Annotated in this window: 22 protein-coding genes and 3 pseudogenes; 13 read left to right on the top strand and 12 right to left on the bottom strand. The window is 70.1% G+C overall.

All coding sequences use genetic code 11. The features are described from left to right. Positions 1-327: 327 nt before the first annotated feature. The 3 genes and pseudogenes from RBJ77_RS29380 to RBJ77_RS29370 form a co-directional block, all read left to right on the top strand. Positions 328-1,594, top strand: a pseudogene (locus tag RBJ77_RS29380) (S8 family serine peptidase); the annotation flags it as partial. Positions 1,595-1,728: 134 nt separating this feature from the next. Next, positions 1,729-2,157 carry a WXG100 family type VII secretion target gene (locus tag RBJ77_RS29375; RefSeq protein WP_372347766.1) on the top strand — a complete coding sequence of 143 codons (429 nt, stop codon included), beginning with the start codon at positions 1,729-1,731 and terminating at the stop codon, positions 2,155-2,157. Next, the gene (locus RBJ77_RS29370; protein WP_372347765.1) at positions 2,127-2,423 is read left to right on the top strand and encodes a WXG100 family type VII secretion target; all 297 of its coding nucleotides are present in this window, start codon (positions 2,127-2,129) and stop codon (positions 2,421-2,423) included. Before RBJ77_RS29375 ends, RBJ77_RS29370 begins: the two co-directional genes overlap by 31 nt. A 164-nt stretch (positions 2,424-2,587) precedes the next feature. Here RBJ77_RS29370 and RBJ77_RS29365 read toward each other — a convergent pair whose 3' ends face one another. After that, positions 2,588-2,845 (bottom strand): hypothetical protein, encoded by a 258-nt coding sequence (locus tag RBJ77_RS29365; RefSeq protein ID WP_372347764.1) that lies wholly within the window; start codon positions 2,843-2,845, stop codon positions 2,588-2,590. 821 nt (positions 2,846-3,666) lie between these two features. On the opposite strand from RBJ77_RS29365, the gene RBJ77_RS29360 reads away from it, so the two are divergent. Both RBJ77_RS29360 and RBJ77_RS29355 read left to right on the top strand, forming a co-directional pair. Beyond that, on the top strand, positions 3,667-4,044 hold the full coding sequence (locus RBJ77_RS29360; protein WP_372347763.1) for a hypothetical protein: 378 nt from the start codon (positions 3,667-3,669) through the stop codon (positions 4,042-4,044). 402 nt (positions 4,045-4,446) lie between these two features. Beyond that, complete coding sequence (locus RBJ77_RS29355) at positions 4,447-4,659, top strand: hypothetical protein (RefSeq protein WP_372347762.1); 213 nt, start codon at positions 4,447-4,449, stop codon at positions 4,657-4,659. 294 nt (positions 4,660-4,953) lie between these two features. On the opposite strand, the gene RBJ77_RS29350 is transcribed toward RBJ77_RS29355, so the two are convergent. The 9 genes and pseudogenes from RBJ77_RS29350 to RBJ77_RS29310 all read right to left on the bottom strand — a co-directional run. Continuing rightward, positions 4,954-5,142: a hypothetical protein gene (locus RBJ77_RS29350; RefSeq protein ID WP_372347761.1), complete on the bottom strand. Its 189-nt coding sequence runs from the start codon at positions 5,140-5,142 to the stop codon at positions 4,954-4,956. Between the two features lie 214 nt (positions 5,143-5,356). Next, the gene (locus RBJ77_RS29345) at positions 5,357-6,094 is read right to left on the bottom strand and encodes a hypothetical protein (protein WP_372347760.1); all 738 of its coding nucleotides are present in this window, start codon (positions 6,092-6,094) and stop codon (positions 5,357-5,359) included. A gap of 724 nt (positions 6,095-6,818) precedes the next feature. After that, positions 6,819-6,962 (bottom strand): DUF397 domain-containing protein, encoded by a 144-nt coding sequence (locus RBJ77_RS29340; RefSeq protein ID WP_372347759.1) that lies wholly within the window; start codon positions 6,960-6,962, stop codon positions 6,819-6,821. 384 nt (positions 6,963-7,346) lie between these two features. Further along, a complete protein-coding gene (locus tag RBJ77_RS29335) occupies positions 7,347-7,772 on the bottom strand; it encodes a hypothetical protein (protein ID WP_372347758.1) in 426 nt (141 codons plus the stop codon). 720 nt (positions 7,773-8,492) lie between these two features. Beyond that, positions 8,493-9,167 (bottom strand): hypothetical protein, encoded by a 675-nt coding sequence (locus tag RBJ77_RS29330; RefSeq protein ID WP_372347757.1) that lies wholly within the window; start codon positions 9,165-9,167, stop codon positions 8,493-8,495. After that, positions 9,053-9,800: pseudogene (locus tag RBJ77_RS29325) on the bottom strand (FtsK/SpoIIIE domain-containing protein). The gene RBJ77_RS29330 and the pseudogene RBJ77_RS29325 overlap by 115 nt, the downstream one beginning before the upstream one ends. 18 nt (positions 9,801-9,818) lie before the next feature. Then, complete coding sequence (locus tag RBJ77_RS29320; RefSeq protein WP_372347789.1) at positions 9,819-10,187, bottom strand: hypothetical protein; 369 nt, start codon at positions 10,185-10,187, stop codon at positions 9,819-9,821. Between the two features lie 34 nt (positions 10,188-10,221). Continuing rightward, positions 10,222-10,641 (bottom strand): hypothetical protein, encoded by a 420-nt coding sequence (locus RBJ77_RS29315; RefSeq protein WP_372347788.1) that lies wholly within the window; start codon positions 10,639-10,641, stop codon positions 10,222-10,224. 169 nt (positions 10,642-10,810) lie between these two features. Continuing rightward, positions 10,811-11,325 (bottom strand): annotated as a pseudogene (locus tag RBJ77_RS29310) (type VII secretion protein EccC); the annotation flags it as partial. Positions 11,326-11,718: 393 nt separating this feature from the next. Here RBJ77_RS29310 and eccD point away from each other — a divergent pair. The 6 genes from eccD to RBJ77_RS29280 all read left to right on the top strand — a co-directional run bounded on the left by eccD (position 11,719) and on the right by RBJ77_RS29280 (position 18,852). Then, entirely contained in the window at positions 11,719-13,248 is a 1,530-nt protein-coding gene (gene eccD, locus RBJ77_RS29305) for a type VII secretion integral membrane protein EccD (RefSeq protein WP_372347756.1), read from the top strand. Positions 13,249-13,429: 181 nt separating this feature from the next. Then, positions 13,430-13,717 (top strand): 30S ribosomal protein S15, encoded by a 288-nt coding sequence (rpsO, locus tag RBJ77_RS29300; protein ID WP_255979997.1) that lies wholly within the window; start codon positions 13,430-13,432, stop codon positions 13,715-13,717. Between the two features lie 290 nt (positions 13,718-14,007). Beyond that, on the top strand, positions 14,008-16,224 hold the full coding sequence (locus RBJ77_RS29295; protein ID WP_255979995.1) for a polyribonucleotide nucleotidyltransferase: 2,217 nt from the start codon (positions 14,008-14,010) through the stop codon (positions 16,222-16,224). After that, positions 16,221-17,600 carry a M16 family metallopeptidase gene (locus RBJ77_RS29290; RefSeq protein WP_372347755.1) on the top strand — a complete coding sequence of 460 codons (1,380 nt, stop codon included), beginning with the start codon at positions 16,221-16,223 and terminating at the stop codon, positions 17,598-17,600. Before RBJ77_RS29295 ends, RBJ77_RS29290 begins: the two co-directional genes overlap by 4 nt. A 35-nt stretch (positions 17,601-17,635) precedes the next feature. Next, the gene (dapB, locus tag RBJ77_RS29285) at positions 17,636-18,391 is read left to right on the top strand and encodes a 4-hydroxy-tetrahydrodipicolinate reductase (RefSeq protein ID WP_372347754.1); all 756 of its coding nucleotides are present in this window, start codon (positions 17,636-17,638) and stop codon (positions 18,389-18,391) included. A gap of 8 nt (positions 18,392-18,399) precedes the next feature. Continuing rightward, positions 18,400-18,852, top strand: a complete 453-nt coding sequence (locus RBJ77_RS29280) for a hypothetical protein (protein ID WP_372347753.1) — start codon at positions 18,400-18,402, stop codon at positions 18,850-18,852. A gap of 88 nt (positions 18,853-18,940) precedes the next feature. On the opposite strand, the gene RBJ77_RS29275 is transcribed toward RBJ77_RS29280, so the two are convergent. Then, on the bottom strand, positions 18,941-19,495 hold the full coding sequence (locus RBJ77_RS29275) for a hypothetical protein (protein ID WP_372347752.1): 555 nt from the start codon (positions 19,493-19,495) through the stop codon (positions 18,941-18,943). Positions 19,496-19,600: 105 nt separating this feature from the next. Next, positions 19,601-19,840 (bottom strand): hypothetical protein, encoded by a 240-nt coding sequence (locus tag RBJ77_RS29270; RefSeq protein WP_255979985.1) that lies wholly within the window; start codon positions 19,838-19,840, stop codon positions 19,601-19,603. 383 nt (positions 19,841-20,223) lie between these two features. On the opposite strand from RBJ77_RS29270, the gene dapA reads away from it, so the two are divergent. After that, positions 20,224-21,123: a 4-hydroxy-tetrahydrodipicolinate synthase gene (gene dapA / locus RBJ77_RS29265; protein WP_372347751.1), complete on the top strand. Its 900-nt coding sequence runs from the start codon at positions 20,224-20,226 to the stop codon at positions 21,121-21,123. Positions 21,124-21,262: 139 nt separating this feature from the next. Further along, the gene (locus RBJ77_RS29260) at positions 21,263-22,948 is read left to right on the top strand and encodes a ribonuclease J (protein ID WP_255979981.1); all 1,686 of its coding nucleotides are present in this window, start codon (positions 21,263-21,265) and stop codon (positions 22,946-22,948) included. Positions 22,949-23,167 lie beyond the last annotated feature (219 nt).

Genomic DNA, 23,167 nt, shown 5'->3' with positions numbered 1-23,167 from the left:
CAGCGCGGTGTCATGGGCGCCCCGGAGCACGGAGACGACGGGCCGTTCCTCGGGAGCGGGGCGCAGGATTCCGGGCTCCTCCGAGGCCGTGACAGGGCCGTCCGGCCGGAAGGGACCCGCGTCGCGTGCCGGTCGCAACGGATTCACCTCGGGGGCGAAGGGCTGGTCCGCGGTCCGAACACGCGGCGGGGCCGCGACGAGGACGACCAGGAAGGCAGCGAGCGGCCGGACTACCTCGTCGAGGACGAGGCCACACACCTTCCGCAGAAGCAGCGGCGCGACGTGCCGCCCGTGATCGACTAACCCCGAACGAGGACGTACAGCAGCATGAAGTCAGGGATCGACCGTCGGACAGGACGGCGCGTACTCGTACCACGCCGCATCGTTGCGCGGTTGGCGGTGGCGACTGCTGCGGTGGGTGCCGTGGCCGGTACGTCAGTTGGGCTTGCGGCCGCCCTGGCCGATGGGAACGTCCAGTCCCAGGAGTGGTTCCTGGACGCGATGGACGCGAGCGCGCGATGTGGAAAGTGAGCACCGGCAGGGCGTCAGGTCGCCGTCATCGACTCCGGAGTCAGTGACAGCACGCCGTCCTTGAAGGGCCAGGTACTCGCCGACGAGACGCCGAAGAGCGTCGCCTACCACGCGACCGAGGACTACTCCGGCCACGGCACCACCATCGCCGAGCTCATCGCCGGAACCGGGGCGGGCGGCGGCCTCAGCGGCCTCGCCCCCGGAGCCAAGGTCGTGCCGTACCGCATCCTGCTGACCTCCTTGAAGGACAAGGGCGAACGCAAGAAGACCCCGGACACCGCGCAGGCGGTCAGGGCCGCGGCCGACACCGACGCGAAGATCATCAACATGTCCGTCGGAGACGATCTGCTGGACCCCGAGCTGGAGGCCGCGGTCAAGTACGCGCACTCCAAGGGCAGTTGATGTTCGCGGCCGTCGGCAACGACGCGGAGAAGAAGAACCTCATCGACTACCCCGCCGCCTACGACGGTGTCGTGGGCGTCGCCGCCGCCGACGACTCGGGCAAGGTGGGCAAGTTCTCCGAGCACGGGGACTACGTCGACCTGGCCGCCCCCGGTCTGAGCATCCCCAGGTGGTGCGACGCGACTTTCACCTCGTACTGCGGCGAGGCCGAGGGCACCAGCCCCGCCGCGGCCATCGCCTCGGGTTCCGCCGCACTCGTCTGGTCCGCGCACCCGGACTGGACGGCGAACCAGGTCCTCCGGGTCCTGACCGACACGGCGAGCCGTGACTGGCCGAAGGACAAGCCGAGCAACTACCTGGGCTACGGATTGATCCGGCCGGCGCGGAACCTCTCCACAACGAGGGCGACCCGGGCGCCGCGCACGTGGACCCGATCACCAATCAAAAGACGACAGAGGCCGGTTCCGGTTCGGACACGCCTCCCTCCACTTCTGCATCAGGCTCGTCACAGCCCTCGCAGAAGGCTTCAGATGCTCCCGCTGAGGCGGCAGGATCGGAAGCGGAATCCTCAAGTGACAGCAGTACGTTGTGGATTGTGCTCGGTGCGGTTGCGGCGGTGATCGTGCTCGGAGGCGGGGGAATGGCCGTGTTGCGGGCGCGCACGCAACTGATGAGACTTTCAACCGTGGGTTCCCTGCGCTCTAGGGCGGGCCACGGGGGAGCGGCCCGGCCTCATACGGGGCATGAGCCAGAGCAGTTGGATCTAGAGGCAGACCAAGGAAAGGCAGGAGCGCCATGGCTGGCGGACGGCAGAAGCTCGAAGATCAGCAAGTAGTCGTACTCGAGAAGCAGATGTCGGAGAAGTACGACGGCATCCGCAAGCGTGTGCACAACCTGCAGGGCGTCATCGACGGCCTCGAGGGCAACTGGCAGGGCATCGGCCGTGCTGCGTTCGACAAGAAGCAGTACGAGATCAGCGAGTCCCTCCAGACCATCGGCAAGATCCTCGCCGATGTCATCGAGGCGATGAACAAGACGCGCAACGTCAAGGACAGCTCGGAAGACGACGTGCGTGCGTCGGTCGACAAGATCAGCGTGACTGACGGGCGTCGGCTCTCAGCGGCTACTGAGCGAGCCGGCGCGCAAGACCCCCATCACACACGGCGTTTCAGGTACACACGAGGGAGAGACGAATGGCCAGCAACGGTGACGGGCTGCTCGTAACGTACGACGGTCTGGACCAGGCCGCGACCACGATCGGCAACGAGGCCAAGGCGCTCGAGGCCGATCTCGAAGAGCTCAAGCAGATGGTCGTGAAGAGCCTCCAGTACTGGGAGGGCGAGGCGGGCACCTTCGACAGCAAGCTCAAGCGCTGGGACAAGGAAGCCAAGGACATCCACACGGCGCTCACCGGTATCGGCCACGTGGTCGGTCAGTCCGGTGGTACGTACATGGATGGCGACAAGAAGGCTGCCAGCTACTTCCAGTAGAAGCACTGGTTTCAGCGGAACAGGGTGGGCGCGTGCGGAGGCGCCCACCCTGGGCTGTTTGTTGGAGCAGTTCCGCTGTTCCAGCCAAGCGACGTGCCCTGCCAAGGAGCTGAGACGACTCCGATTTCAAGAGGATGAGGAGTCATGACCTTCGCCCACCGCCGTCACCCTTCACGCAGTCGCAGCGAGCGGCTGAGGAGCGCAGACGGAAGCGTTTCCGATTGTGGAGTGTCGGGACCGTCGCCCTGGCTGTCGTCCTGGGCGTCGGGGTGGGCCCTGTGGTCGGGGCCGCTGGAGAGCGGACCGAGCGCGGCGGTGGACAAGAAGGCGGCGCCGCGGCAGGCCGCCGACGACATCAGGGAAACCGTCGAGACGGCGCCGAAGGTGGCGCCGGCCACCTGGTGGCCTTCGGTGATGACCAAGGAGCTGGAACCGAAGCAGCGGCAGGCCACTCCGGGGACCTGGGCGACGGGCAAGACCCTCGTCAAGGGACGCGGTACGACCGGCTCGAAGCCGTCGACCTCGGTTCGGACACGGAAGCCTGGACGAAGATCCTGCCCGGTCCGCTGTGCGGTGAGACACCCATGGTGACGGTCGACGCGGGCGTACGGCGGTGCTGTTCAGGGACCGTGCGAAGAAGGGACCTCTGCAACCAGGTGGCCTTCTTCGACCTCGACACCGGATGACAAGCTGTGGCAGGCGGGCTTCGGCCAGAGCAAGATGGGATACGACCACTGACCCCACCACCGTGACGATGACCAAGGGAGTCGTCGTCACGTGTCGTGGGAGGCGAAGGGCCGCTGCCTTCGACATGCGCGCGGGAAGCAGCTGTGGAGCGGAAGAGGAGCCGGTTGTGCTACGACACCCAGGGTTCTCCGGCGGGCGGGCGCTGAACGCCGTGCGGGTCTGTTCCTCGGCGAACTACACGTCCTCGTCGTACCAGGTGCAGCGGATCGACGTCCCCGCACGGGCAAGGCGGTGTGGACGTACAAGGTCGCCAAGGGGGTCAAGGGCGTCTTCCTCGTCTCGAGCGAGCCACCGGTCATCGGCGTGGGAGCCGGTGGGCCCGGCGGGGTCACGGACCTTCTGTCGCTCGACGGAAAGGGCAAGTACCGGGCGACCGTCCGGCTCGAGGGCGGTCACTACGAAGTCAAGTGCGACTCCTTCATGATCGACCGCTGCTATCAGTCGTCGTCGGCCGTGACCAGGTCTTCGACATGCGAGCGGCGAGCAGAACGAAGGCGTGAACGAGACGAACAACTGGGTTGTCGGGTTCAGCCTGGCGACGGGAAAGTCGGGCATGAAGTTCGATGCCGGTGCCGACCAGGTGCTCTTTCCTCTGCGCATGAGCGGTGACCGGCTTCTGGCGTACAAGACGAGCTCCGACGGTTACGCGCCGAGTTCCTTGGTGAGCCTCGACCCGGCGACCGGGAAACAGCGCACCTATTTCTACTTCAGCGTCGCCGACGAGAACGCCGGACTGACGTACGGCGGCGATCTCAGCGACGTCCTCGTCGAGGACGGGAGACTCTTCTTCGGGGCGCACGGGATCACGGGCGTCGGCGAGAAGGGCAGCCCGCTCCTGGTCACGTCGGCGTTCGGCGTCGGGCGGGCAGGCTGAGTCGTCGCACGTGTAGCCAGCAGTAGGTCCTGCGGGAGCCGGACGCGACCGGCCTGCGCGCCACATCGCCCGACCCCACTCGCCCTCCAGGCCGCGCCCACGTCCTGACGCCCCCAACCCCACTAGGAGCCCACCCCCGATGACCCCCGCTCGTCGTCGCCGCCTCACCTGGCTGGTCTCCGTCGTCGCGGTCCTCGCCCTGGCCGGCTGGTTCGCGGAGCCGTACGCCCGGGACTATCTGGTCGCCCGCGACGTCTGCGACGGCTCCGTCGCCGGGGACACCGTCGACCGGCTCACCCCGGACGGCGTCCACCTGGACCACTCGGAGGGGAAGGCGTACGAAGGGCTCGGCGTCTACACCTGCGCCCTGAAGGTCGCCGCGGACGACGAACACGACGACGAGTGGGGCCTGTTCGCCCTGTCCGCCGCCACCCGGAGGGACGACCGGACCGGCTGTACCGGGAGACCTTCGACGACGCGCACGACGAAGGCAGCGAGGCCTACGCGCTGCTGCCCGGCGGGCTCCCCGGTTTCGTCGACTCGACGCGGCGCGTCCTGCTCCGGGTGCCCTGCCCGGCCCTGGGCAGGACCCGGACGGGCAGCCCCGGCAGCTGACGACCGTCGGCGGATTCTCGGAGGACGCCCTCACCGGGGTGCCGGGAGCGGCGTACCGGTCGCGCCGTGGAGTTCACCAACTCGGCCGCGAAGAAGCTGGAGTTGCGGCGCCGAACCGCTGCGCGTACGCGGCGCCGCGGCCCGCGCGACGCTCGCCGATCCGGGCGAGGACGACACCCCGGAGGAGAAGGTCACGGCGAGGGGCACCGCCACGTCCCCCTGCGGCAAGCTCGTGGCCGCCTGGCTGACTGGGACACCCGGGCGGTCCGACCCTGGCACCTGGACCACCTCCGGTCAGCTCGGCGGCGCCGCCGCCCCGCTCGGCAGCTGCGAGCTCAGCAGCCCGGTGCCGGACTCCGAGGACGACCAGTGGTTCACCCTGCGGGCCTGGTACGGCTCGTGGAGCAACCGCTTCGTCGTCGACGACGGCCGGAACGGGCGGCGCCTCCCCGTGACCGCCACCGTGCGCTGCGCCGACGGCACCGCCAACTTCCGTCTCGGTACCTCGCGCGTGCCGTCCCGGGTAGAAGATCGACCGCGCCGATCAGCGGCGGCTGCTGCGGCTGTTCGTGACGGACCAGGTGCGGCGGCACGGCGGATGCGCGGGCGAGCCCCGGTTCACGTTCTGAGCCGGGCGGGCGCGGGACCGGCTCAGTACACGGTCCGCAGCCAGTATCCCGGACGTAGGCGTCGTCCATCAACTGCCTTTGCCCCGCAGCCTGTTCGGCCGGAATGCGCGCGCGCGGGCCCAGGCGTCGTACACCGTGGTGAGTTGTCGGCGCCCGTCGAAGACGTCACCGCGCAGCCGCCCCGACACCGGGCGCCCGGCGATCGTGCCCATCGGCGGGCGGCTCGTGACCCGGACGTCCGCGGTGCGGTACACGCCGCGCAGGTGGGCGCGGACGGACCGGTCGAACGCCGCCAGATCCCCGATGGTGCCGTCCTTCGCGTACCGCGACCTGGCCTGCATCAGCGAACCGATCAGCGAGGCGGCGTCCTCCAGGTCGTTGTCCGGCCACGTCAGGTCGTCGCTGTGCCGGTCCCCGCCATCCCCGCCATCCCCGCCGTCTCCGGCTTCTCCGCCGTCCTCGGCGGGCATCCGGGCGTCCGGGTCCCCCGCGCGATCGGTCAGCCGCTCCACGTGGTGCGAGACGTAGGCGAGTTCGGCGTCGTAGAGGATCGCGAACGCCTGCGGATCCTCGGTGAGTTCGGCGACCAGCAGGTCGAGCTCCGGCTTCTGCGCGTGCGTGAACTCGGCCGCGTAGCCGAAGTTGACGTGTGCCTCGCGCGGGGCGAGGAACCGGCCGTACGGCGTGCAGCCGGACGGGTCGAGGGCCGTCGCCGTGGCGGCCGGCTCCGCGGGGCCCGTCAGATCGTCACGGACCCCGATGGAGTCGAACTGGCGCGTCACGTCCACCACGTACTCCGCCAGCATGCGGGCCACGGCCGGGGCCAGGCCGTCCGGCAGGTCGTCGCGGTGGGAGAGCGCGGCGGCGACCGCGTACGTGGCCCGGGCCTGCGCCTCCGTATGGGGCGCGGCCGGGGACGTGGCGGCGGTGCCCGCTCTCGATCACGCGGCCGAGCGCTCGGGCGCCGTCGCCGCAGAAGCGGTCGTGGTCCAGGAGGTTCCGGGCGGCCGAGAGCCGGCTCGCGTCGTCCGCCGGGTCGAGGGCCGCGGTGGCGGCGGCCGGATCGTCCGCGAGCGCGCGGACCGCGGCGGACACGGTCCGGCAGGGCGTCGCCGACGCACCGGTCACGGTCAGCGGCACCACCACGCCGGCCGCGACCACGACGGTGGCCACCGCACCCGACAGGAGCCGGTGCCGGCGCACCCAGGAACGCCCGCGCCGCCATCCGGTGGGCGCGGGGAATCGCTGGTCGGGCCGGTGTCGACGCGCCATGGCGTGGTCGCCCTTCCTGGTCGGACCGCCGCACGCGGTCAGGGTGTCTCCGGGGACCGGGTGTCTCCGGGATCGGGTGTCTCCGGGGACCGGGTGTCTCCGGGATCGGGTGTCTCCGGGACCGGGTGTCTCGGGATCGAGTGTCTCCGGGGACCGGGTGTCTCCGGGCCCGGGTGTCTCAGGGCCTCGGTATCTCCGGTCGGAAGGCCGGAAGGCCGGGAGGCCGGGAGGCCGGGTGACGGGCAGACGTACGGACCGCTACGGGCCCTGCTGGGCGTCCAGGCCGCCGGTCCGCGGCGCCGGCTCCAGGTCGAACTCGCCGTCCCTGGCGCCCAGGACGAACGCCGTCCACTCCGCCTCGGTGTACCGCAGCACGGTCTGCGGCTCCAGTGACGACCGCATCGCGACGGCGCCGTCCGGCAGGTACGCGATCTCGACGCGCTCCTCGTGCTGCTCCGTGCCCGGCGCGCTGTGCCACTCGACGCCGGAGATGTCGAGCGCGTACAGCGTGTCCTTCTCGCGCTCTTGCGGGCCTTCATCTCCTCGGGCGTCTCGGGGCTCCGCGCCCCCTGCCCGGCCTGCTGGTCCTCTGCCTCGTCACCCATGCTGAGCGGGCCCCTTCCCGACGTACGAACAGCCTGTTCCGTCACCCTACTTGGCAGCGGCCCGCCCCCTCCGGGGCTCCGCGGGGATCAACCCCACCGGGGTACGGAAAGGGGCCGCACCCAGTAGAGTGCGGCCCCCTTCCGGCGAGCTGTCGGCCTCAGTCCTCCAGGCCGACCTGGATCAACGGCTTGCCGCGCTTGCGCGACACGAACACGCCGCGGCCCGGCGGCATCGGCCGCGGCCGGACCCCGCCCAGCAGATCGCCCTCGGCCGGGTCACCGGCCAGCACGACGCCCTGCGCCCCGGTTCCTTGATGCGCTGCATGAAGTTCTCGTAGCTGGCCCGGCCGCCACCGGCCGTCGAGCGGGCGATGATGAAGCGCACGCCCACGTCACGGGCGAACGGCAGCAGTTCGGTCAGCCCCGCCAGCGGGTTGCCGCTCGACGTCGACACCAGGTCGTAGTCGTCGATGATCACGTAGACCGTCGGACCGCGCCACCAGCTGCGGTCGCGCAGCTGCTGCGCCGTGACGTCGGCGGTCGGCGTGCGGCGCTGCATCAGGTCGGCCAGGGCGTCCATGTGGTGCGCGCCATCTGGTTCGTACATCGGGATAGCACTCGGCCGGTGCGACTTCGGCGTCACGTCGAGCGGCGAACGGCGAGTTGTCGACCACGAACATCTTGCAGTCGGCGCCGTCGTGCCGCTGGGTGAGCTGACGGATGATCAGCTTCAGCATGTTCGACTGCCGGACTCGCTCTCGCCGAGATCAGGAAGAACGGGTCCTGGTCGAGAGTCCACGAGCACCGGCTCGAGGTTGTCCTCGTCGAGCGCGAACGCGATGCCCCGGTCGGGAAGGTGTTCCCCGGCGGCGGCTGGCGCGCCGCGAACTCCCGCGGCAGCAGCCGGACCTCGGCGCACCGGGCTGCGTCCAGTGCCGGGTGACCTCCGTGGCGAGCGCCGACGTGGCCTCCGCCAGGTCCGTGTCCGACGACAGGCCGTCGATCCGCGGGACCGCCGCCGCGAAGTGCTGCTTCTGCGGCGTCTGACCACGACCAGGGCACGCCCGTCGGCACGTTGGCCGCGACCTTGCGGTCGAACTCGGAGTCCATCGTGTCGCCGGCCGCGGCTCCAGGCGGTTCATGAGGTGGTCCTTCATGTTCGCCCGGACCTCCATGGACCGCGACGCCGTCAGGATCACGTGGATGCCGTAACCGAGACCGCGCGCCGCGATGTCCAGAGACGAAGCCTTCCAGCGCCTCGTAGTCCGTACGGAAGTTGCCCCAGCCGTCGATGACCAGGAACACGTCGCCCGCACTGGCTGGTCCGTCATCGAGATGTCGCCCCGCGCGCGCGGTTGCGGAAGTCGGCGATCGATGCGATGCCCGCGCCGTGCGGAAGTACTCCTCGCGCCGGGTCAGGATGCACGTAGACCTCCGCGCCGTCGTCCGGCTGCACCTTCTCCGAGTCGAGCCGGGAGGCCACGCCGCCCACTGCGCGTGCAGGCTGCACGGCAGGCCATGCCGCCACCGCCGAGAGTCGAGCCCGTCGAACTGGACTTCCACTGCGGCGTGCGGTCAGGGCGAACGACGCGATGATCGAGCGCAGCAGCGTCGGCTTGCGGACTGCGGACCACCGAGGATCTGCATGTGTCCGGCCGCGCCGCCGAAGTCGATCACAGCGGGTCGCGGCGCTGCTCGTACGGCGCTTGTCGGCGAGGCCGGCGGAACGACGAGGCGTCCCGCGCCCTCGTAGCCGGGCTGGGTGAGACCGCGGCCCTGCACGGGCGTGAGGCCGGGCAGCAGCGAGGTCGAGCGAGGGCGGAAGCTGTCCAGCGGCGGCAGCCACACCTGGTGCGCCGCCGGGCCTGCGCCTCCGGCGCCGCACGATCACGTCGAGCACGGTGTCGGCGAGCGCGTCGTCCTTCTCTTCCTTGGGGGCTTCCTCGCGCTGCTGCGGCACGGCCACGTACTGCACGGGCACCTCGGCCGCCGTGAACAGCACCGGCCGACGGTCCACGGCAGCGGCCCGCCCGGCGTCACGACCTGCGCGGAACCCGTCCGGTACACACCGGACACGTGTACGCCGCCTTGAACCGCACCATCTCGTCGGTGCCGAGCTTCCGGAAGCCGGAGCCGGCACGTTCGGCAGCTCGTAGGCGTCCGGACGCCCAGCGCGGCGCGCGATTCGGCGGCCGAGAGGTCCGCAGACCGATGCGGTACGAGAGGTAGGTCTCCAGACCGCGCAGCCGGCCCTCCCCTCAGGCGCTGCGAGGCGAGCAGCAGGTGCACGCCCAGCGATCGGCCGATGCGGCCGATCTGCACGAACATCTCGATGAAGTCCGGCTTCGCCGTCAGCAGCTCGGAGAACTCGTCGATCACCAGGACGAGGGACGGGATCGGCTGCAGCGGGCACCGAGCCGCGCGCGCCTCTCTCGTAGTCGTGGATGTTCGCGTAGTTGCCGCGATCGCGGAGCATCTCCTGGCGGCGGTTGAGCTCACCACGGATGGAGTCACCCATGCGGTCGACCAGCGTGAGGTCGTCCGCGAGGTTCGTGATCGCGGCCGCGACGTGCGGCATCTGGGCCATGCCCGCGAACGTCGCACCACCCTTGAAGTCCGCGAGGACGAAGTTCAGCGATCTCGGAGGAGTGCGTCACCGCGAGACCGAGCACCAGGTGCGCAGCAGCTCCGACTTGCCGGAACCGGTCGCGCCGACACACAGACCGTGCGGGCCCATGCCTCCTGGGCGGCTTCCTTCAGGTCGAGCATCACGGGCCGGCCGTACGTCGCCGACACCGATCGGCACGCGCAGCCGCTCGGCCTGCGAGCGCGGGCGCCAGGTCCGCTTGGTGTCGACGGTCGCCGCGTCGCCCAGGTTCATCAGGTCGGTGAACTCCAGGTTGGCGAGCAGCGGCTCGTCGTCGCTGTCACCGCCCGACGCCATCCGCAGCGGCGCGAGCTGCGGGCGAGCGCCTCGGCCCCGGCGTACGAGAGGACGTCCGGGGTTGCCCTCGTAGACCATGCCGTGCGAGGACTCAGGCGCAGCACCTTCGGGTTCACCACGATGGAGAGGTCGCCGCGCGGCCCGCCGCGAGGTCGCCGGGACGACCTCCAGGACCGATCACGCCCTGCGGCCCTCGGGGCTGGCCAGGATCGAGGTGGGCGGCAGGAGGCACGCCGTCGAGGACGACCACCAGAGTGCGCGGCTGCTCGGGAACCGGGCGCCACCGGGAGTGGAAGCGCGGCCGGCCCTCCAGGCGGGAGCCGAGCAGGTCCTCCAGCTCGACCGGGTTGGTCGTGATCAGCCGGCGGCTGCCCGCGCCGTCCGCGACGCCCGGCACCTGCGTGTGCGGCAGCCACGCGGGTCCACGCCCACTCGGGCGCGGACGCGCGCCCGCGTGGCGAGCGGCGATCACCAGGTCCTCGAGTGCAGCGGCGCTCAGCGAAGCGGCCAGCGCGCGGGCGGAGCCGCGCACGGTCGTCGGCGCATCTCGCGCTCACCGACACGTGGTAGAAGGCGCGCGGCGAGACCGCCATCGGCAGTTCCTCGAGCGCGCTGTGCGTGGCGAGGAAGCGCTGCATCGCGCGCCGGCGGTCGGCGGCTCCGGTTCTGCGTCGACGGAGCGGTCTGCGGCGGCACCAGGGAGTGGCCAGGCCTTGCGGGCCGAGACCGACCCACGCACTGCGAGAGTCCTCGTCACCGGTGCGCCGCTCCCAGACGCGGCTGCCCTCGGCGACCAGCGCCCACGAGTTGCTCGGGCAGAGGGTGCCGTAGTACTGGGCGTCCCGCTGCTTGCGCGCGGTGCCCACGGCCTCGCGGCGGGTCTGGGAGAGATGGCGCAGGTAGTCGCGGCGCATGTCGGCCATCTGGCCCTGGTTGCTGCCACGGCGGTAGCGGACCAGCATCGCGACGCCCGGCATCCGATCGTGGACGCCACGCGCCCATGGCCATGCGCCGCGATGATCCGCATGAACAGAAGCGGAGAGGAGGTTGAAGAGAGAACACCACCGAGGCGCATGCCCAGCATGGGCAGGATCTGCATCAGGGCGCCTTCCTGCTGCCCCCGCGGAAGCTCCGGCGGAGGCTGCAGCATCACCTCTTCCGTGGGCACCTCGGACGGCAGTGCCCGAGGTGGGCGCTTGACGACGATGTGGCTCACTCTGCACCAATTCCCTTGCCGGACCGAGCTGTTCCGTCCGCCGCCCCGTGTCAGGCGGACGTCGATCGCGGTTCGCGATCCTACTGACAACTACGGACACAGGCGGGCGGTAGGGTGCCGGAGGTACGCGTGAGCAGTTGCGAATCGCACCGGGAAAATCGGGCATTCCACACGGTTCGGAACGCGCGCCTCCTCCGGAGCCCCGGCGGGACAGCGTGCGTGACCGGCCGGACGGAGCGCACGGCGCAACGTACACAGGATCTTTACAGACGGAACAGACGGATGCGCGCGGTACGCACCGCGCCCGTCCTCCACCGATCGAGCACCGACCGGGCACCGAGCCAGCCCTCGGGAACGGCGGTCGGGAACAAAAAGGGGGAACAGCAGGTGAGCATGACGGCCTCCGCGCCGGCCGGCCGAGCCGGCGGATCGGGCACCGGAGCCCCTGCCGGGGCGGCCACCGGATCCGGCTTCTGCCGCGTCACCATCGTGGCGCCCGACAGCCGCATCGACGTGGCACTGCCCGACGACGTACCGGTCGCCGACCTGTACCCCGAGATCCTGCGGCTCTCCCAGCAGAGCCCGGCCGAGGGCGCCCCCGTCGGCTACCACCTCGTACGCCGCGACGGCACCGTCCTCGACAGCGCCCGCTCGTTCGTCGCGCAGCGCATCCTGGACGGCGAGCTGCTCACGCTGCGCCCGTTCTCCGAGTCGCTGCCGCCCGCCGTCTTCGACGACGTCTCCGAGGCCGTCGCCTCCGCCGTCACCAAGGACCGCACCCTGTGGAGCGGCGACCTCACGCGCGCCGCGGGCCTGGTGGCCGCCGCGATCCTGCCCGCCCTGATCGCCTTCGTGACCTGGAACTCGCAGTTCACGACCCTGCGCATCCGGCACGACATGCACAGCCTGCAGGGCATCCTCGCCGCGGTGACCGGCGTCCTGCTGGTCACCCTCGCCTGCGTCCGCGCCCGGGTCTACGACGACCGGGGCTCGGCGATCGCGCTCGGCCTCGGCGCCCTGCCGAACATGGCGGTGGCCGGCTCCGGACTGCTGCCCCTCTCCGAGGGCCAGGGCATCGGCCGCCTCCAGTTCCTGCTCGCCTGCGCGGCGGTCCTGGTCGCCGCCGTGGTGCTCACCCTGGTCTCGCCCGGCGGTGACGGCCCCTTCGTGGCGTTCGTCTTCGCCTCCTTCATCGGGCTGGTCACCACCTTCATCGCGCAGCTCACCCATCTGAAGCCGATCGAGACGGCCGCCATCTGCGCGCCGCTCGCGGTCAGCGCGCTCGCCTTCCTGCCGGGCCTGTCCATGCGCTTCGCTCGGCTGCCCATCGGCTTCGAGCCGCCCACCCCGGGCCGCGCGGGCTACGAGACGACGATGGACCCGACCGACCCGCACGAGGCCGTCGACGCCGAGCGCGTCGCCGCCCAGGCCCGCCGCGGCCACGAACTGCTCGTCGGCCTCGTCGGCGGCTGCGCGCTGGTCTCCGTGGGCGCGTCGATCGTCCTCGGCTTCTCCAGCAACGTGTGGGGGCAGCTGCTCGCCCTGGCCACCGGCATCGCGATGCTGATGCGCGCCCACCTCTTCCGCTACACGGCCCAAGTGGGCGCCACGCTCGCCGCCGGCCTCGCCGCCCTGGTCTTCCTGGGCCTCGGCCTGGCCCTGCACCCGCCGGTCGACTACGTGATCGACGCGCTCAAGCAGGACACCACCGCGCTCGACATCCGCACCGTCTGGATCGTCGCGGCGGTCGCGGCCGCCACCGCCCTGGTGACCTCGGTCGGCCTGATCACTCCGCGTCGCGGCGTCACCCCGTTCTGGGGCCGCTTCCTGGAGATCGCCGAGACGTTCGTGCTGCTCACGCTGATCCCGCTAGCCCTCGCGGTCTTCGACGTGTACGCGTCGGCCCGGGCCATGACCAGCTGACCGGGGTCCGTTCGGGGGCGTGTCCGACGGCTGGTACGCTGTGTGACGGCCGTTTGTGTACGCGCCCCCGGCTTCCCTGGGGGCAGCGCCCAGCGGATCCCCGCCTCCCGAGTTACGGAAGATCTCCTGAGATGTAGACCAGGGGCACTCGGCGGCATCGAAAACTCTACGAGGAGTACGCGTGGCTCTCGACACCGCTACGAAGAAGCAGATCATGGCCGAGTTCGGCACCAAGGAGGGCGACACCGGCTCCCCCGAGGTCCAGGTGGCCATGCTCTCCCGCCGCATCTCGGACCTGACCGAGCACCTCAAGACGCACAAGCACGACCACCACTCGCGTCGTGGTCTGCTGATCCTGGTCGGCCAGCGTCGCCGCCTTCTGCAGTACCTGGCCAAGAAGGACATCGCGCGCTTCCGTGTCCTGGTCGAGCGCCTCGGTATCCGCCGTGGTGCGGCCGGCGCCCGCTAAGACGCCATGAAGGGAGCGGTTCCCACTCAAGGGGGCCGCTCCCTTTGCTGTACGTGCGCATTGTCACAGACGCTTTGTAGTCTGGTGACGTACGACCACCTTCACGAGGAGAAGCGCACCCTCGCCGCCGCCGGTCCTCGGTAGTGGCCCCCGGAGACGCAAGAGGATCCCCGGGTGCTTCGATCGAAGACCGGCCCGCACCCAAGGCGCGCTTCTCCGTTCCGTCCGACTGCCACACGGGCAGATCAGGACAAAAGACGAAACAGACGAAAGTAACGGAGAAAACGCTAGTGGAGAACGAGACCCACTACGCCGAGGCCGTCATCGACAACGGCTCCTTCGGCACCCGCACCATCCGCTTCGAGACGGGCCGCCTCGCCCGCCAGGCCGCCGGCTCCGCCGTCGCCTACCTCGACGACGACACCATGGTGCTCTCGGCCACCTCGGCCTCGAAGAACCCCAAGGACCAGCTCGACTTCTTCCCCCTCACGGTGGACGTCGAGGAGCGGATGTACGCCGCCGGCAAGATCCCCGGCAGCTTCTTCCGCCGCGAGGGCCGCCCCTCCGAGGACGCCGTCCTCACCTGCCGCCTGATCGACCGCCCGCTGCGCCCGTCCTTCAAGAAGGGCCTGCGCAACGAGATCCAGGTCGTCGCCACGGTCATGGCCCTCAACCCCGACCACCTGTACGACGTCGTGGCGATCAACGCCGCGTCCGCGTCGACGCAGCTGGCCGGTCTGCCCTTCTCCGGCCCGGTCGGCGGCGTCCGCGTCGCGCTGATCAACGGCCAGTGGGTCGCGTTCCCGACGCACACCGAGCTCGAGGACGCCGTCTTCGACATGGTGGTCGCCGGTCGCGTCCTGGAGGACGGCGACGTCGCGATCATGATGGTCGAGGCCGAGGCCACCGAGAAGACCATCAAGCTGGTCGAGGGCGGCGCCGAGGCGCCGACCGAGGAGGTCGTGGCCGCCGGTCTCGAGGCCGCCAAGCCCTTCATCAAGGTGCTGTGCAAGGCCCAGGCCGACCTCGCCGCGAAGGCCGCCAAGCCGACCGCCGAGTTCCCGATCTTCCTGGACTACCAGGACGACGTGCTCGAGGCCCTGACCGCCGCGGTCAAGTCCGAGCTCTCCGCCGCCCTCACCATCCCGGGCAAGCAGGACCGCGAGGCCGAGCTGGACCGCGTCAAGGGTCTGGCCGCCGAGAAGCTGCTCCCGCAGTTCGAGGGCCGCGAGAAGGAGATCTCCGCCGCGTACCGCTCGCTGACCAAGTCCCTGGTCCGTGAGCGCGTCATCAAGGAGAAGAAGCGCATCGACGGCCGCGGTGTCACCGACATCCGCACCCTGGCCGCCGAGGTCGAGGCCATCCCGCGCGTGCACGGCTCCGCCCTGTTCGAGCGTGGCGAGACTCAGATCCTGGGCGTCACCACGCTGAACATGCTGCGCATGGAGCAGCAGCTGGACACCCTCTCCCCGGTGACCCGCAAGCGCTACATGCACAACTACAACTTCCCGCCGTACTCCGTCGGTGAGACGGGCCGCGTCGGCTCCCCGAAGCGCCGCGAGATCGGCCACGGCGCGCTCGCCGAGCGCGCGATCGTGCCGGTCCTGCCGACGCGCGAGGAGTTCCCCTACGCGATCCGCCAGGTCTCCGAGGCGCTGGGCTCGAACGGCTCGACGTCCATGGGCTCGGTCTGCGCCTCCACCATGTCGCTGCTGAACGCCGGTGTGCCGCTGAAGGCCCCCGTCGCCGGTATCGCCATGGGTCTGATCTCCCAGGAGATCAAGGGCGAGACGCACTACGTCGCGCTCACCGACATCCTCGGTGCCGAGGACGCGTTCGGTGACATGGACTTCAAGGTCGCCGGTACCAAGGACTTCGTCACGGCCCTCCAGCTGGACACGAAGCTCGACGGCATCCCGGCCTCCGTCCTGGCCGCCGCCCTCAAGCAGGCCAAGGACGCCCGCCTCCACATCCTCGACGTGATGATGGAAGCGATCGACGTCCCGGACGAGATGTCCCCGAACGCGCCGCGGATCATCACGGTCAAGATCCCGGTCGACAAGATCGGTGAGGTCATCGGCCCCAAGGGCAAGATGATCAACCAGATCCAGGAGGACACCGGCGCCGACATCACGATCGAGGACGACGGCACCATCTACATCGGTGCCGCGCAGGGCTCGCAGGCCGAGGCCGCCCGCGCCACGATCAACGGCATCGCCAACCCGACCATGCCGGAGGTCGGCGAGCGCTACCTGGGCACCGTCGTGAAGACGACGACCTTCGGTGCGTTCGTCTCGCTCATGCCGGGCAAGGACGGTCTGCTGCACATCTCGCAGATCCGCAAGCTCGCCGGCGGCAAGCGCGTGGAGAACGTCGAGGACGTCGTCGGCGTGGGCCAGAAGGTCCAGGTCGAGATCGCCGAGATCGACTCCCGCGGCAAGCTCTCCCTCGTCCCCGTCATCGAGGGCGAAGAGGGCGACGACGCGAAGGACGACACCGACAAGTGACGTCCCGTAGCACCAAGGCGACGGCCCGCACCTCCTCGGAGGCGCGGGCCGTCGCCCGTACCCAAACCATGATCAAGGGCACGAACGGCATCGGCACGGTCCGCAGGACCACGCTCCCGAGCGGCCTGCGCATCGTCACCGAGACGCTGCCCTCCGTCCGCTCGGCGACGTTCGGCATCTGGGCCCACGTGGGCTCGCGCGACGAGACCCCGACGCTGAACGGCGCGACGCACTACCTGGAGCACCTCCTCTTCAAGGGCACCAGGAAGCGCAGCGCGCTGGACATCTCCGCCGCGATCGACGCGGTCGGCGGCGAGATGAACGCGTTCACGGCGAAGGAGTACACGTGCTACTACGCGCGCGTGCTCGACACCGACCTGCCGCTCGCCATAGACGTCGTCTGCGACATGCTGACCGGCTCCCTCATCGAGGAGGCGGACGTCGACGCGGAGCGCGGCGTGATCCTCGAAGAGATCGCGATGACCGAGGACGACCCGGGCGACTGCGTCCACGACCTGTTCTCGCACACGATGCTCGGCGACACCCCGCTGGGCCGCCCGGTCCTCGGCACGGTCGACACGATCAACGCGCTGAGCCGCGGCCAGATCTCCCGCTTCTACAAGAAGCACTACGACCCGACGCACCTGGTCGTCGCCGCCGCGGGCAACGTCGACCACAACAAGGTGGTGCGCCAGGTCCGCGCCGCCTTCGAGAAGTCGGGCGCCCTGACCGGCGCGGTGGCGGAGCCCGTCGGCCCGCGCGCCGGGCGCAGGACGCTGCGTGCCGCGGGCCGGATGGAACTCCTCGGCCGCAAGACCGAGCAGGCCCACGTCGTCCTCGGCATGCCGGGCCTGGCCCGCACCGACGACCGCCGCTGGGCCATGGGCGTGCTCAACACGGCGCTGGGCGGCGGCATGTCCTCCCGGCTCTTCCAGGAGGTCCGCGAGAAGCGCGGCCTGGCGTACAGCGTGTACTCGTACTCGTCGGCCTTCGCGGACTGCGGCCTGTTCGGCGTGTACGCGGGCTGCCGCCCGAGCCAGGTGCACGACGTCCTGAAGATCTGCCGCGACGAGCTCGACCAGGTCGCCCAGCACGGTCTCGCCGACGACGAGATCAGCCGGGCCATCGGCCAGCTGGCCGGCTCCACGGTCCTCGGCCTGGAGGACACCGGTGCGCTGATGAACCGCATCGGCAAGAGCGAGCTGTGCTGGGGCGAGCAGATGTCGGTCGACGACATGCTGGAGCGCATCGCCGCGGTGACCCCGGACGAGGTGCGCGAGGTGGCCCGCGAGATCCTGGGACAGCGCCCGTCCCTGTCGGTCATCGGCCCGCTCAAGGACAAGCAGGCGGCACGTCTGCACGAAGCGGTCGCGTAACACCCCGCACCGAGTACTGAAGGAACTGGGAGAACATGAGCAAGCTGCGCGTGGCGGTCCTCGGAGCCAAGGGCCGCATCGGTTCCGAGGCCGTACGGGCCGTGGAGGCCGCGGAGGACATGGAGCTGGTCGCCGCGCTCGGCCGCGGCGACAAGCTGGACGTGCTCGCCGAGACGGGCGCCCAGGTCGCGGTCGAACTGACCACGCCCGACTCCGTCATGGCGAACCTGGAGTTCTGCACGGGGCACGGCATCCACGCGGTCGTCGGCACGACCGGCTGGACGGACGAGCGCCTCGCGCAGCTCGACCGGTGGCTGGCGGCCTCCCCGACGACGGGTGTCCTGATCGCGCCGAACTTCTCCATCGGCGCGGTCCTGACCATGAAGTTCGCCGAGGTGGCGGCCCCGTACTTCGAGTCCGTCGAGGTCATCGAGCTGCACCACCCGAAGAAGGTCGACGCGCCCTCGGGCACGGCCTCCCGCACCGCCCAACTGATCGCCGCGGCCCGGCAGAAGGCGGGCAGCGCCGCGATGCCCGACGCCACGGCGACGGCGCTGGACGGCGCGCGCGGCGCGGACGTCGACGGCATCCCGGTCCACTCGGTCCGCCTGCGCGGTCTCCTGGCCCACCAGGAGGTCCTCCTGGGCGGCGAGGGCGAGACCCTCACGATCCGCCACGACTCGCTGCACCACAGCAGCTTCATGCCGGGCATCCTGCTCGGCGCCCGCAAGGTCGTCACGACCCCCGGCCTCACCTTCGGCCTGGAACACTTCCTCGACCTGAACGGCTGACTGCGGCGATGCGCGCGAAAATCACGTACGCGGTCACGGCCGCGGTCCTGGTCGTCTACTTCGTCCTGGCGGGCGACCGCGGGATCATGCTCATCCGGCACGGCACCGCACTGACGATCACCTTCGGCGTCGCGGTGCTGATCCTGCCGGTGATCGGCGTGTGGTTCCTGTGGGCGAACACCCGGTTCGTCCGCAAGGCCAACCGCCTCGCCGAGCTCCTGGAGGCGGAGGGCGGGCTGCCCGTCGACGAACTCCGCCGCGACGAGCACGGCCGCATCGACCGGGACTCCGCGGACGAGGTCTTCGCGCGGCGCAGGGCCGAGACGGAGGACGCGCCGGGGGACTGGCGCTGCTGGTTCCGGCTGGCGGTCGCCTACCGGGACGCGCGGGACACCCCGCGCGCGCGGAAGGCGATGCAGCGCGCGATCGCCCTGCACGAGGGCCGTCCCGTGCCGGCCTGACGCACGGCGCACCCGGCGCACGACGAAGGGGCCGCACCGACATCCCGTCGGTGCGGCCCCTTCGTCGTGCGGGGGAGTGGCGGCGCGGTCAGCGCTGCGCCCGGTACTCCTCGCTCCACACCTCGACACTGTCCGACGCCCGGTCGAACGCCGTGGCCCGCCCGAGGAAGTCACCGTTGTGGCTGGTGAGCAGCGTCGTCTGCTCGCCCTGCCGATCACGTCGTACGAGGATCAGGGCCTGCCCCTGGACCGTGCGGGGCAGTCCGAGCCAGCGCACCGGCTGCTGCACCGTGCGCGCGGTGACCACCTGATTCCACGGAACCGTCTGCGTCTTCAGGAAGGCGACGTGGCGCAGTCCGCGCGCGCTCACCCAGGTGCCCATCCGCAGCAGCCGCAGGGCCGCCGCGATGATCAGCACCGCGATCCCGCCGCACACCGAGGCCGCTGACGTGTCGCCGGCCGCTGCGATGATCACCGAGGCGAACAGCACGTACGACGCGAGGAGCAGCAGCAGCGCGGCCGCGCCCACCCGGTAAGGGCCCGGGCGGTAGGGGCGGCGCCACTGGTCCCGGTCGTCGAAGGGCAGCGCGGTGTCCGCGGCGTCCTCAAAAGCACGGTCGGCCGTCAGGAAGGGCAGGGGCACGACTGGTCCTCACTCGTCCACACTGGATGGGGGCTGTGCCCGGTGAGGCTACCCAGGCGCGCAGCGGCCTTCCACCCCAGGGGGGCCGGACGAGTCGAGAAGCGGTCAGCGGCCGTCGGAGGCCTCTGAGTTCTGGGTGTGCCCGGGTGACTGGTCTGCCGACAGCGCCGGAATCCCGAACAACAGGGAACCCACGAGCCCGGCGACGACGGTCAGCCCCACCAGGGCGCGACCGGCGATCTGGCCTGCGGACGGGCGTTCCCGTGCGGGCGGCGTGACGTTACTGCGGAACTTGTCGGCTTCGGCGATGAAGGCGAACGGAACGGGCTCGCGCCGACGAAACATGGGCGGTGCTTCTCCTCAAGGGGTTCGAACGAACTGTGTTCATCTACACAGACGCTCGAACGCACCAAAAGGTGCCCTGTTTCGCCAAATTCACTGAAGTTCGCTCTCGTTCGCCGGAGATGGCCCGTCCTCGTGGCAAACGCCCGCCTGCCGCGAGGCGTCAACGGCCGCGTGGTGGCGCGGAGCTGGGCACGGCACAGATGTACGGATCAGTCGACCGAAGTGTCCGTATTGCGGCATTTCGTAAAGTTCATCTAGCCTGATCAAACGGACCCGGCACTGCTTGAACCCCCGAGCAGGCAGTGCCGGGCTCCACCTTTGTTATGACTTGTCGCATCCCCCGAGGGGGGACCCGGTACTGAGCAGCGAGTAGCGTGTTACCCATGGCTCCGACCTCGACTCCGCAGACCCCCTTCGGGAGGGTCCTCACCGCCATGGTCACGCCCTTCACGGCGGACGGCGCACTCGACCTCGACGGCGCGCAGCGGCTCGCCGCCCACCTGGTGGACGCAGGCAACGACGGCCTGATCGTCAACGGCACCACCGGCGAGTCCCCGACCACCAGCAACGCGGAGAAAACGGATCTCGTACGAGCCATCGTCGAGGCGGTCGGCGACCGGGCCCACGTCGTCGCCGGAGTCGGCACGAACGACACCCGCCACAGCATCGAGCTCGCCCGCGCCGCCCAGCAGGCCGGCGCGCACGGCCTGCTCACGGTCACGCCGTACTACAACAAGCCCCCGCAGGCGGGCCTCCTCGCCCACTTCACGGCGATCGCCGACGCGACCGAACTCCCCGTGATGCTCTACGACATCCCGGGCCGCAGCGGCGTACCGATCAACACGGACACGATCGTCCGGCTGGCCGAGCACCCGCGCATCGTCGCCAACAAGGACGCCAAGGGCGACCTCGGCCGCGCCTCCTGGGCCATCGCCCGCTCGGGCCTGGCCTGGTACTCCGGCGACGACATGCTGAACCTGCCGCTCCTGTCGGTCGGCGCGTGCGGCTTCGTCTCGGTCGTCGGCCACGTGGTCGCCCCCGAACTGCGCGCCATGCTCGACGCGTACGTCTCCGGCGACGTCCACAAGGCGACGGAGATCCACCAGAAGCTGCTCCCCGTCTTCACCGGCATGTTCCGCACGCAGGGCGTCATCACGACGAAGGCGGCCCTCGGCCTCCAGGGCCTTCCGGCCGGACCGCTGCGGCTCCCCCTGGTCGAGCTGACCGCCGACGAAACGGCCCAGCTCAAGATCGATCTTGCCGCCGGCGGGGTACAGCTCTGACAACAGACTTGGCAAAGCTTCACAACTGAATCAACAGAACAGCAAGACCCAGCAACACCAACGACAACTGCTACTGCACGAAACGTCATGCGCGCCACGTGCCTTACAGGTACGTGGCGTGTGTGGTGAGGAGAGTCTTTTGAGTCATCCGCATCCTGAACTCGGCGCCCCGCCGAAGCTCCCGAAGGGCGGCCTGCGGGTCACCCCGCTCGGCGGCCTCGGTGAGATCGGCCGCAACATGACCGTCTTCGAGTACGACGGTCGCCTCCTGATCGTCGACTGCGGAGTGCTCTTCCCCGAGGAGGAGCAGCCCGGAATCGACCTGATCCTGCCGGACTTCACGTCCATCAGGGACCGCCTCGACGACATCGAGGGCATCGTCCTCACGCACGGGCACGAGGACCACATCGGTGGCGTCCCCTACCTCCTGCGCGAGAAGCCGGACATCCCGCTGATCGGCTCCAAGCTGACCCTCGCCCTGATCGAGGCGAAGCTCCAGGAGCACCGCATCCGCCCGTACACGCTGGAGGTCGCCGAGGGCGACCGCGAGCGCCTGGGCCCCTTCGACTGCGAGTTCGTCGCGGTCAACCACTCCATCCCGGACGCGCTGGCCGTCGCCATCCGCACCCCGGCCGGCATGGTGGTCCACACGGGCGACTTCAAGATGGACCAGCTCCCGCTGGACCGCCGCCTCACGGACCTGCCGACGTTCGCCCGGCTCGGCGAGGAGGGCATGGACCTTCTCCTCTCCGACTCGACGAACGCCGAGGTTCCCGGCTTCGTCCCGCCGGAGCGCGACATCTCGAACGTGATTCGGGGCGTCTTCGCCGGCGCCCAGAAGCGGATCATCGTCGCGTCGTTCGCGAGCCACGTGCACCGCATCCAGCAGATCCTGGACGCCGCGCACGAGTACGGCCGCCGCGTCGCCTTCGTCGGCCGCTCGATGGTCCGCAACATGGGCATCGCGAGGGACCTCGGCTACCTCAAGGTTCCGCCGGGCCTCGTCGTCGACGTCAAGACGCTCGACGACCTCCCCGACAGCGAGATCGTCCTCGTCTGCACGGGCTCCCAGGGCGAGCCGATGGCGGCCCTGTCCCGGATGGCCAACCGCGACCACCAGATCCGGATCGTCTCCGGCGACACGGTGATCCTGGCGTCGTCCCTGATCCCCGGCAACGAGAACGCGGTGTACCGCGTGATCAACGGCCTGACCCGCTGGGGCGCCAACGTCGTCCACAAGGGCAACGCCAAGGTGCACGTCTCGGGCCACGCGTCCGCGGGCGAGCTCCTGTACTTCTACAACATCTGCAAGCCCAAGAACCTGATGCCGGTCCACGGCGAATGGCGCCACCTGCGTGCCAACGCCGAGCTCGGCGCCCTCACCGGCGTCCCGCACGACCGCATCGTGATCGCCGAGGACGGCGTCGTCGTCGACCTCGTCGAGGGCAAGGCCAAGATCGTGGGCAAGGTCCAGGCCGGTTACGTCTACGTGGACGGCCTGTCCGTCGGCGACGTCGGCGAGCCGGCGCTCAAGGACCGCAAGATCCTGGGCGACGAGGGCATCATCTCGGTCTTCGTGGTGGTCGACTCCAGCACGGGCAAGATCACCAGCGGTCCGACCATCCAGGCCCGTGGCTCCGGCATCGAGGACTCGGCGTTCAGCGCCGTCATGCCGAGGATCCAGGACGTACTGGAGAAGTCGGCCCAGGACGGCGTCGTCGAGCCCCACCAGCTGCAGCAGCTCATCCGCCGCACGCTGGGCAAGTGGGTCTCGGACACCTACCGCCGGCGCCCGATGATCCTCCCGGTCGTCGTCGAGGTCTGAGCCGTACGTCGGTAGCACCTAAGGAGCGGGGCGCCTCGATTTGCATCGGGGCGCCCCGCTCCAGTAGGTTTACGGCTCCGCCCAAGGGGAAGCCGTCGCACTCAGGTGCGCGGATCAACTCCCCGAGACGGGCGGGAAATCCGACTCAGAATCTCTGATAAAGTCGGAAACGCTGAAAAGGAAAACGCGAAAGCGACTTCCCGGAAAGCGAAGCAAAAC

It is taken from the genome of Streptomyces sp. KL116D (assembly GCF_030766975.1).
Lineage (GTDB): Bacteria > Actinomycetota > Actinomycetes > Streptomycetales > Streptomycetaceae > Streptomyces > Streptomyces longispororuber_A.
The sequence above is the reverse complement of the archived record's forward strand: the minus strand, read 5'-3'. Positions and strand labels throughout refer to the sequence as shown.

What these genes read in the sequence shown, in the direction of transcription:
- RBJ77_RS29375 (WP_372347766.1), top strand. Translation starts at nt 1,729, where the DNA reads ATGGCTGGCGGACGGCAGAAGCTCGAAGATCAGCAAGTAGTCGTACTC.
- RBJ77_RS29370 (WP_372347765.1), top strand. Translation starts at nt 2,127, where the DNA reads ATGGCCAGCAACGGTGACGGGCTGCTCGTAACGTACGACGGTCTGGAC.
- RBJ77_RS29345 (WP_372347760.1), bottom strand. Translation starts at nt 6,094, where the DNA reads ATGCTGGCGGAGTACGTGGTGGACGTGACGCGCCAGTTCGACTCCATC.
- RBJ77_RS29340 (WP_372347759.1), bottom strand. Translation starts at nt 6,962, where the DNA reads ATGCGGTCGTCACTGGAGCCGCAGACCGTGCTGCGGTACACCGAGGCG.
- RBJ77_RS29335 (WP_372347758.1), bottom strand. Translation starts at nt 7,772, where the DNA reads ATGTACGAACCAGATGGCGCGCACCACATGGACGCCCTGGCCGACCTG.
- RBJ77_RS29320 (WP_372347789.1), bottom strand. Translation starts at nt 10,187, where the DNA reads ATGGTCTACGAGGGCAACCCCGGACGTCCTCTCGTACGCCGGGGCCGA.
- eccD (WP_372347756.1), top strand. Translation starts at nt 11,719, where the DNA reads ATGACGGCCTCCGCGCCGGCCGGCCGAGCCGGCGGATCGGGCACCGGA.
- dapB (WP_372347754.1), top strand. Translation starts at nt 17,636, where the DNA reads ATGAGCAAGCTGCGCGTGGCGGTCCTCGGAGCCAAGGGCCGCATCGGT.
- RBJ77_RS29280 (WP_372347753.1), top strand. Translation starts at nt 18,400, where the DNA reads ATGCGCGCGAAAATCACGTACGCGGTCACGGCCGCGGTCCTGGTCGTC.
- RBJ77_RS29270 (WP_255979985.1), bottom strand. Translation starts at nt 19,840, where the DNA reads ATGTTTCGTCGGCGCGAGCCCGTTCCGTTCGCCTTCATCGCCGAAGCC.
- dapA (WP_372347751.1), top strand. Translation starts at nt 20,224, where the DNA reads ATGGCTCCGACCTCGACTCCGCAGACCCCCTTCGGGAGGGTCCTCACC.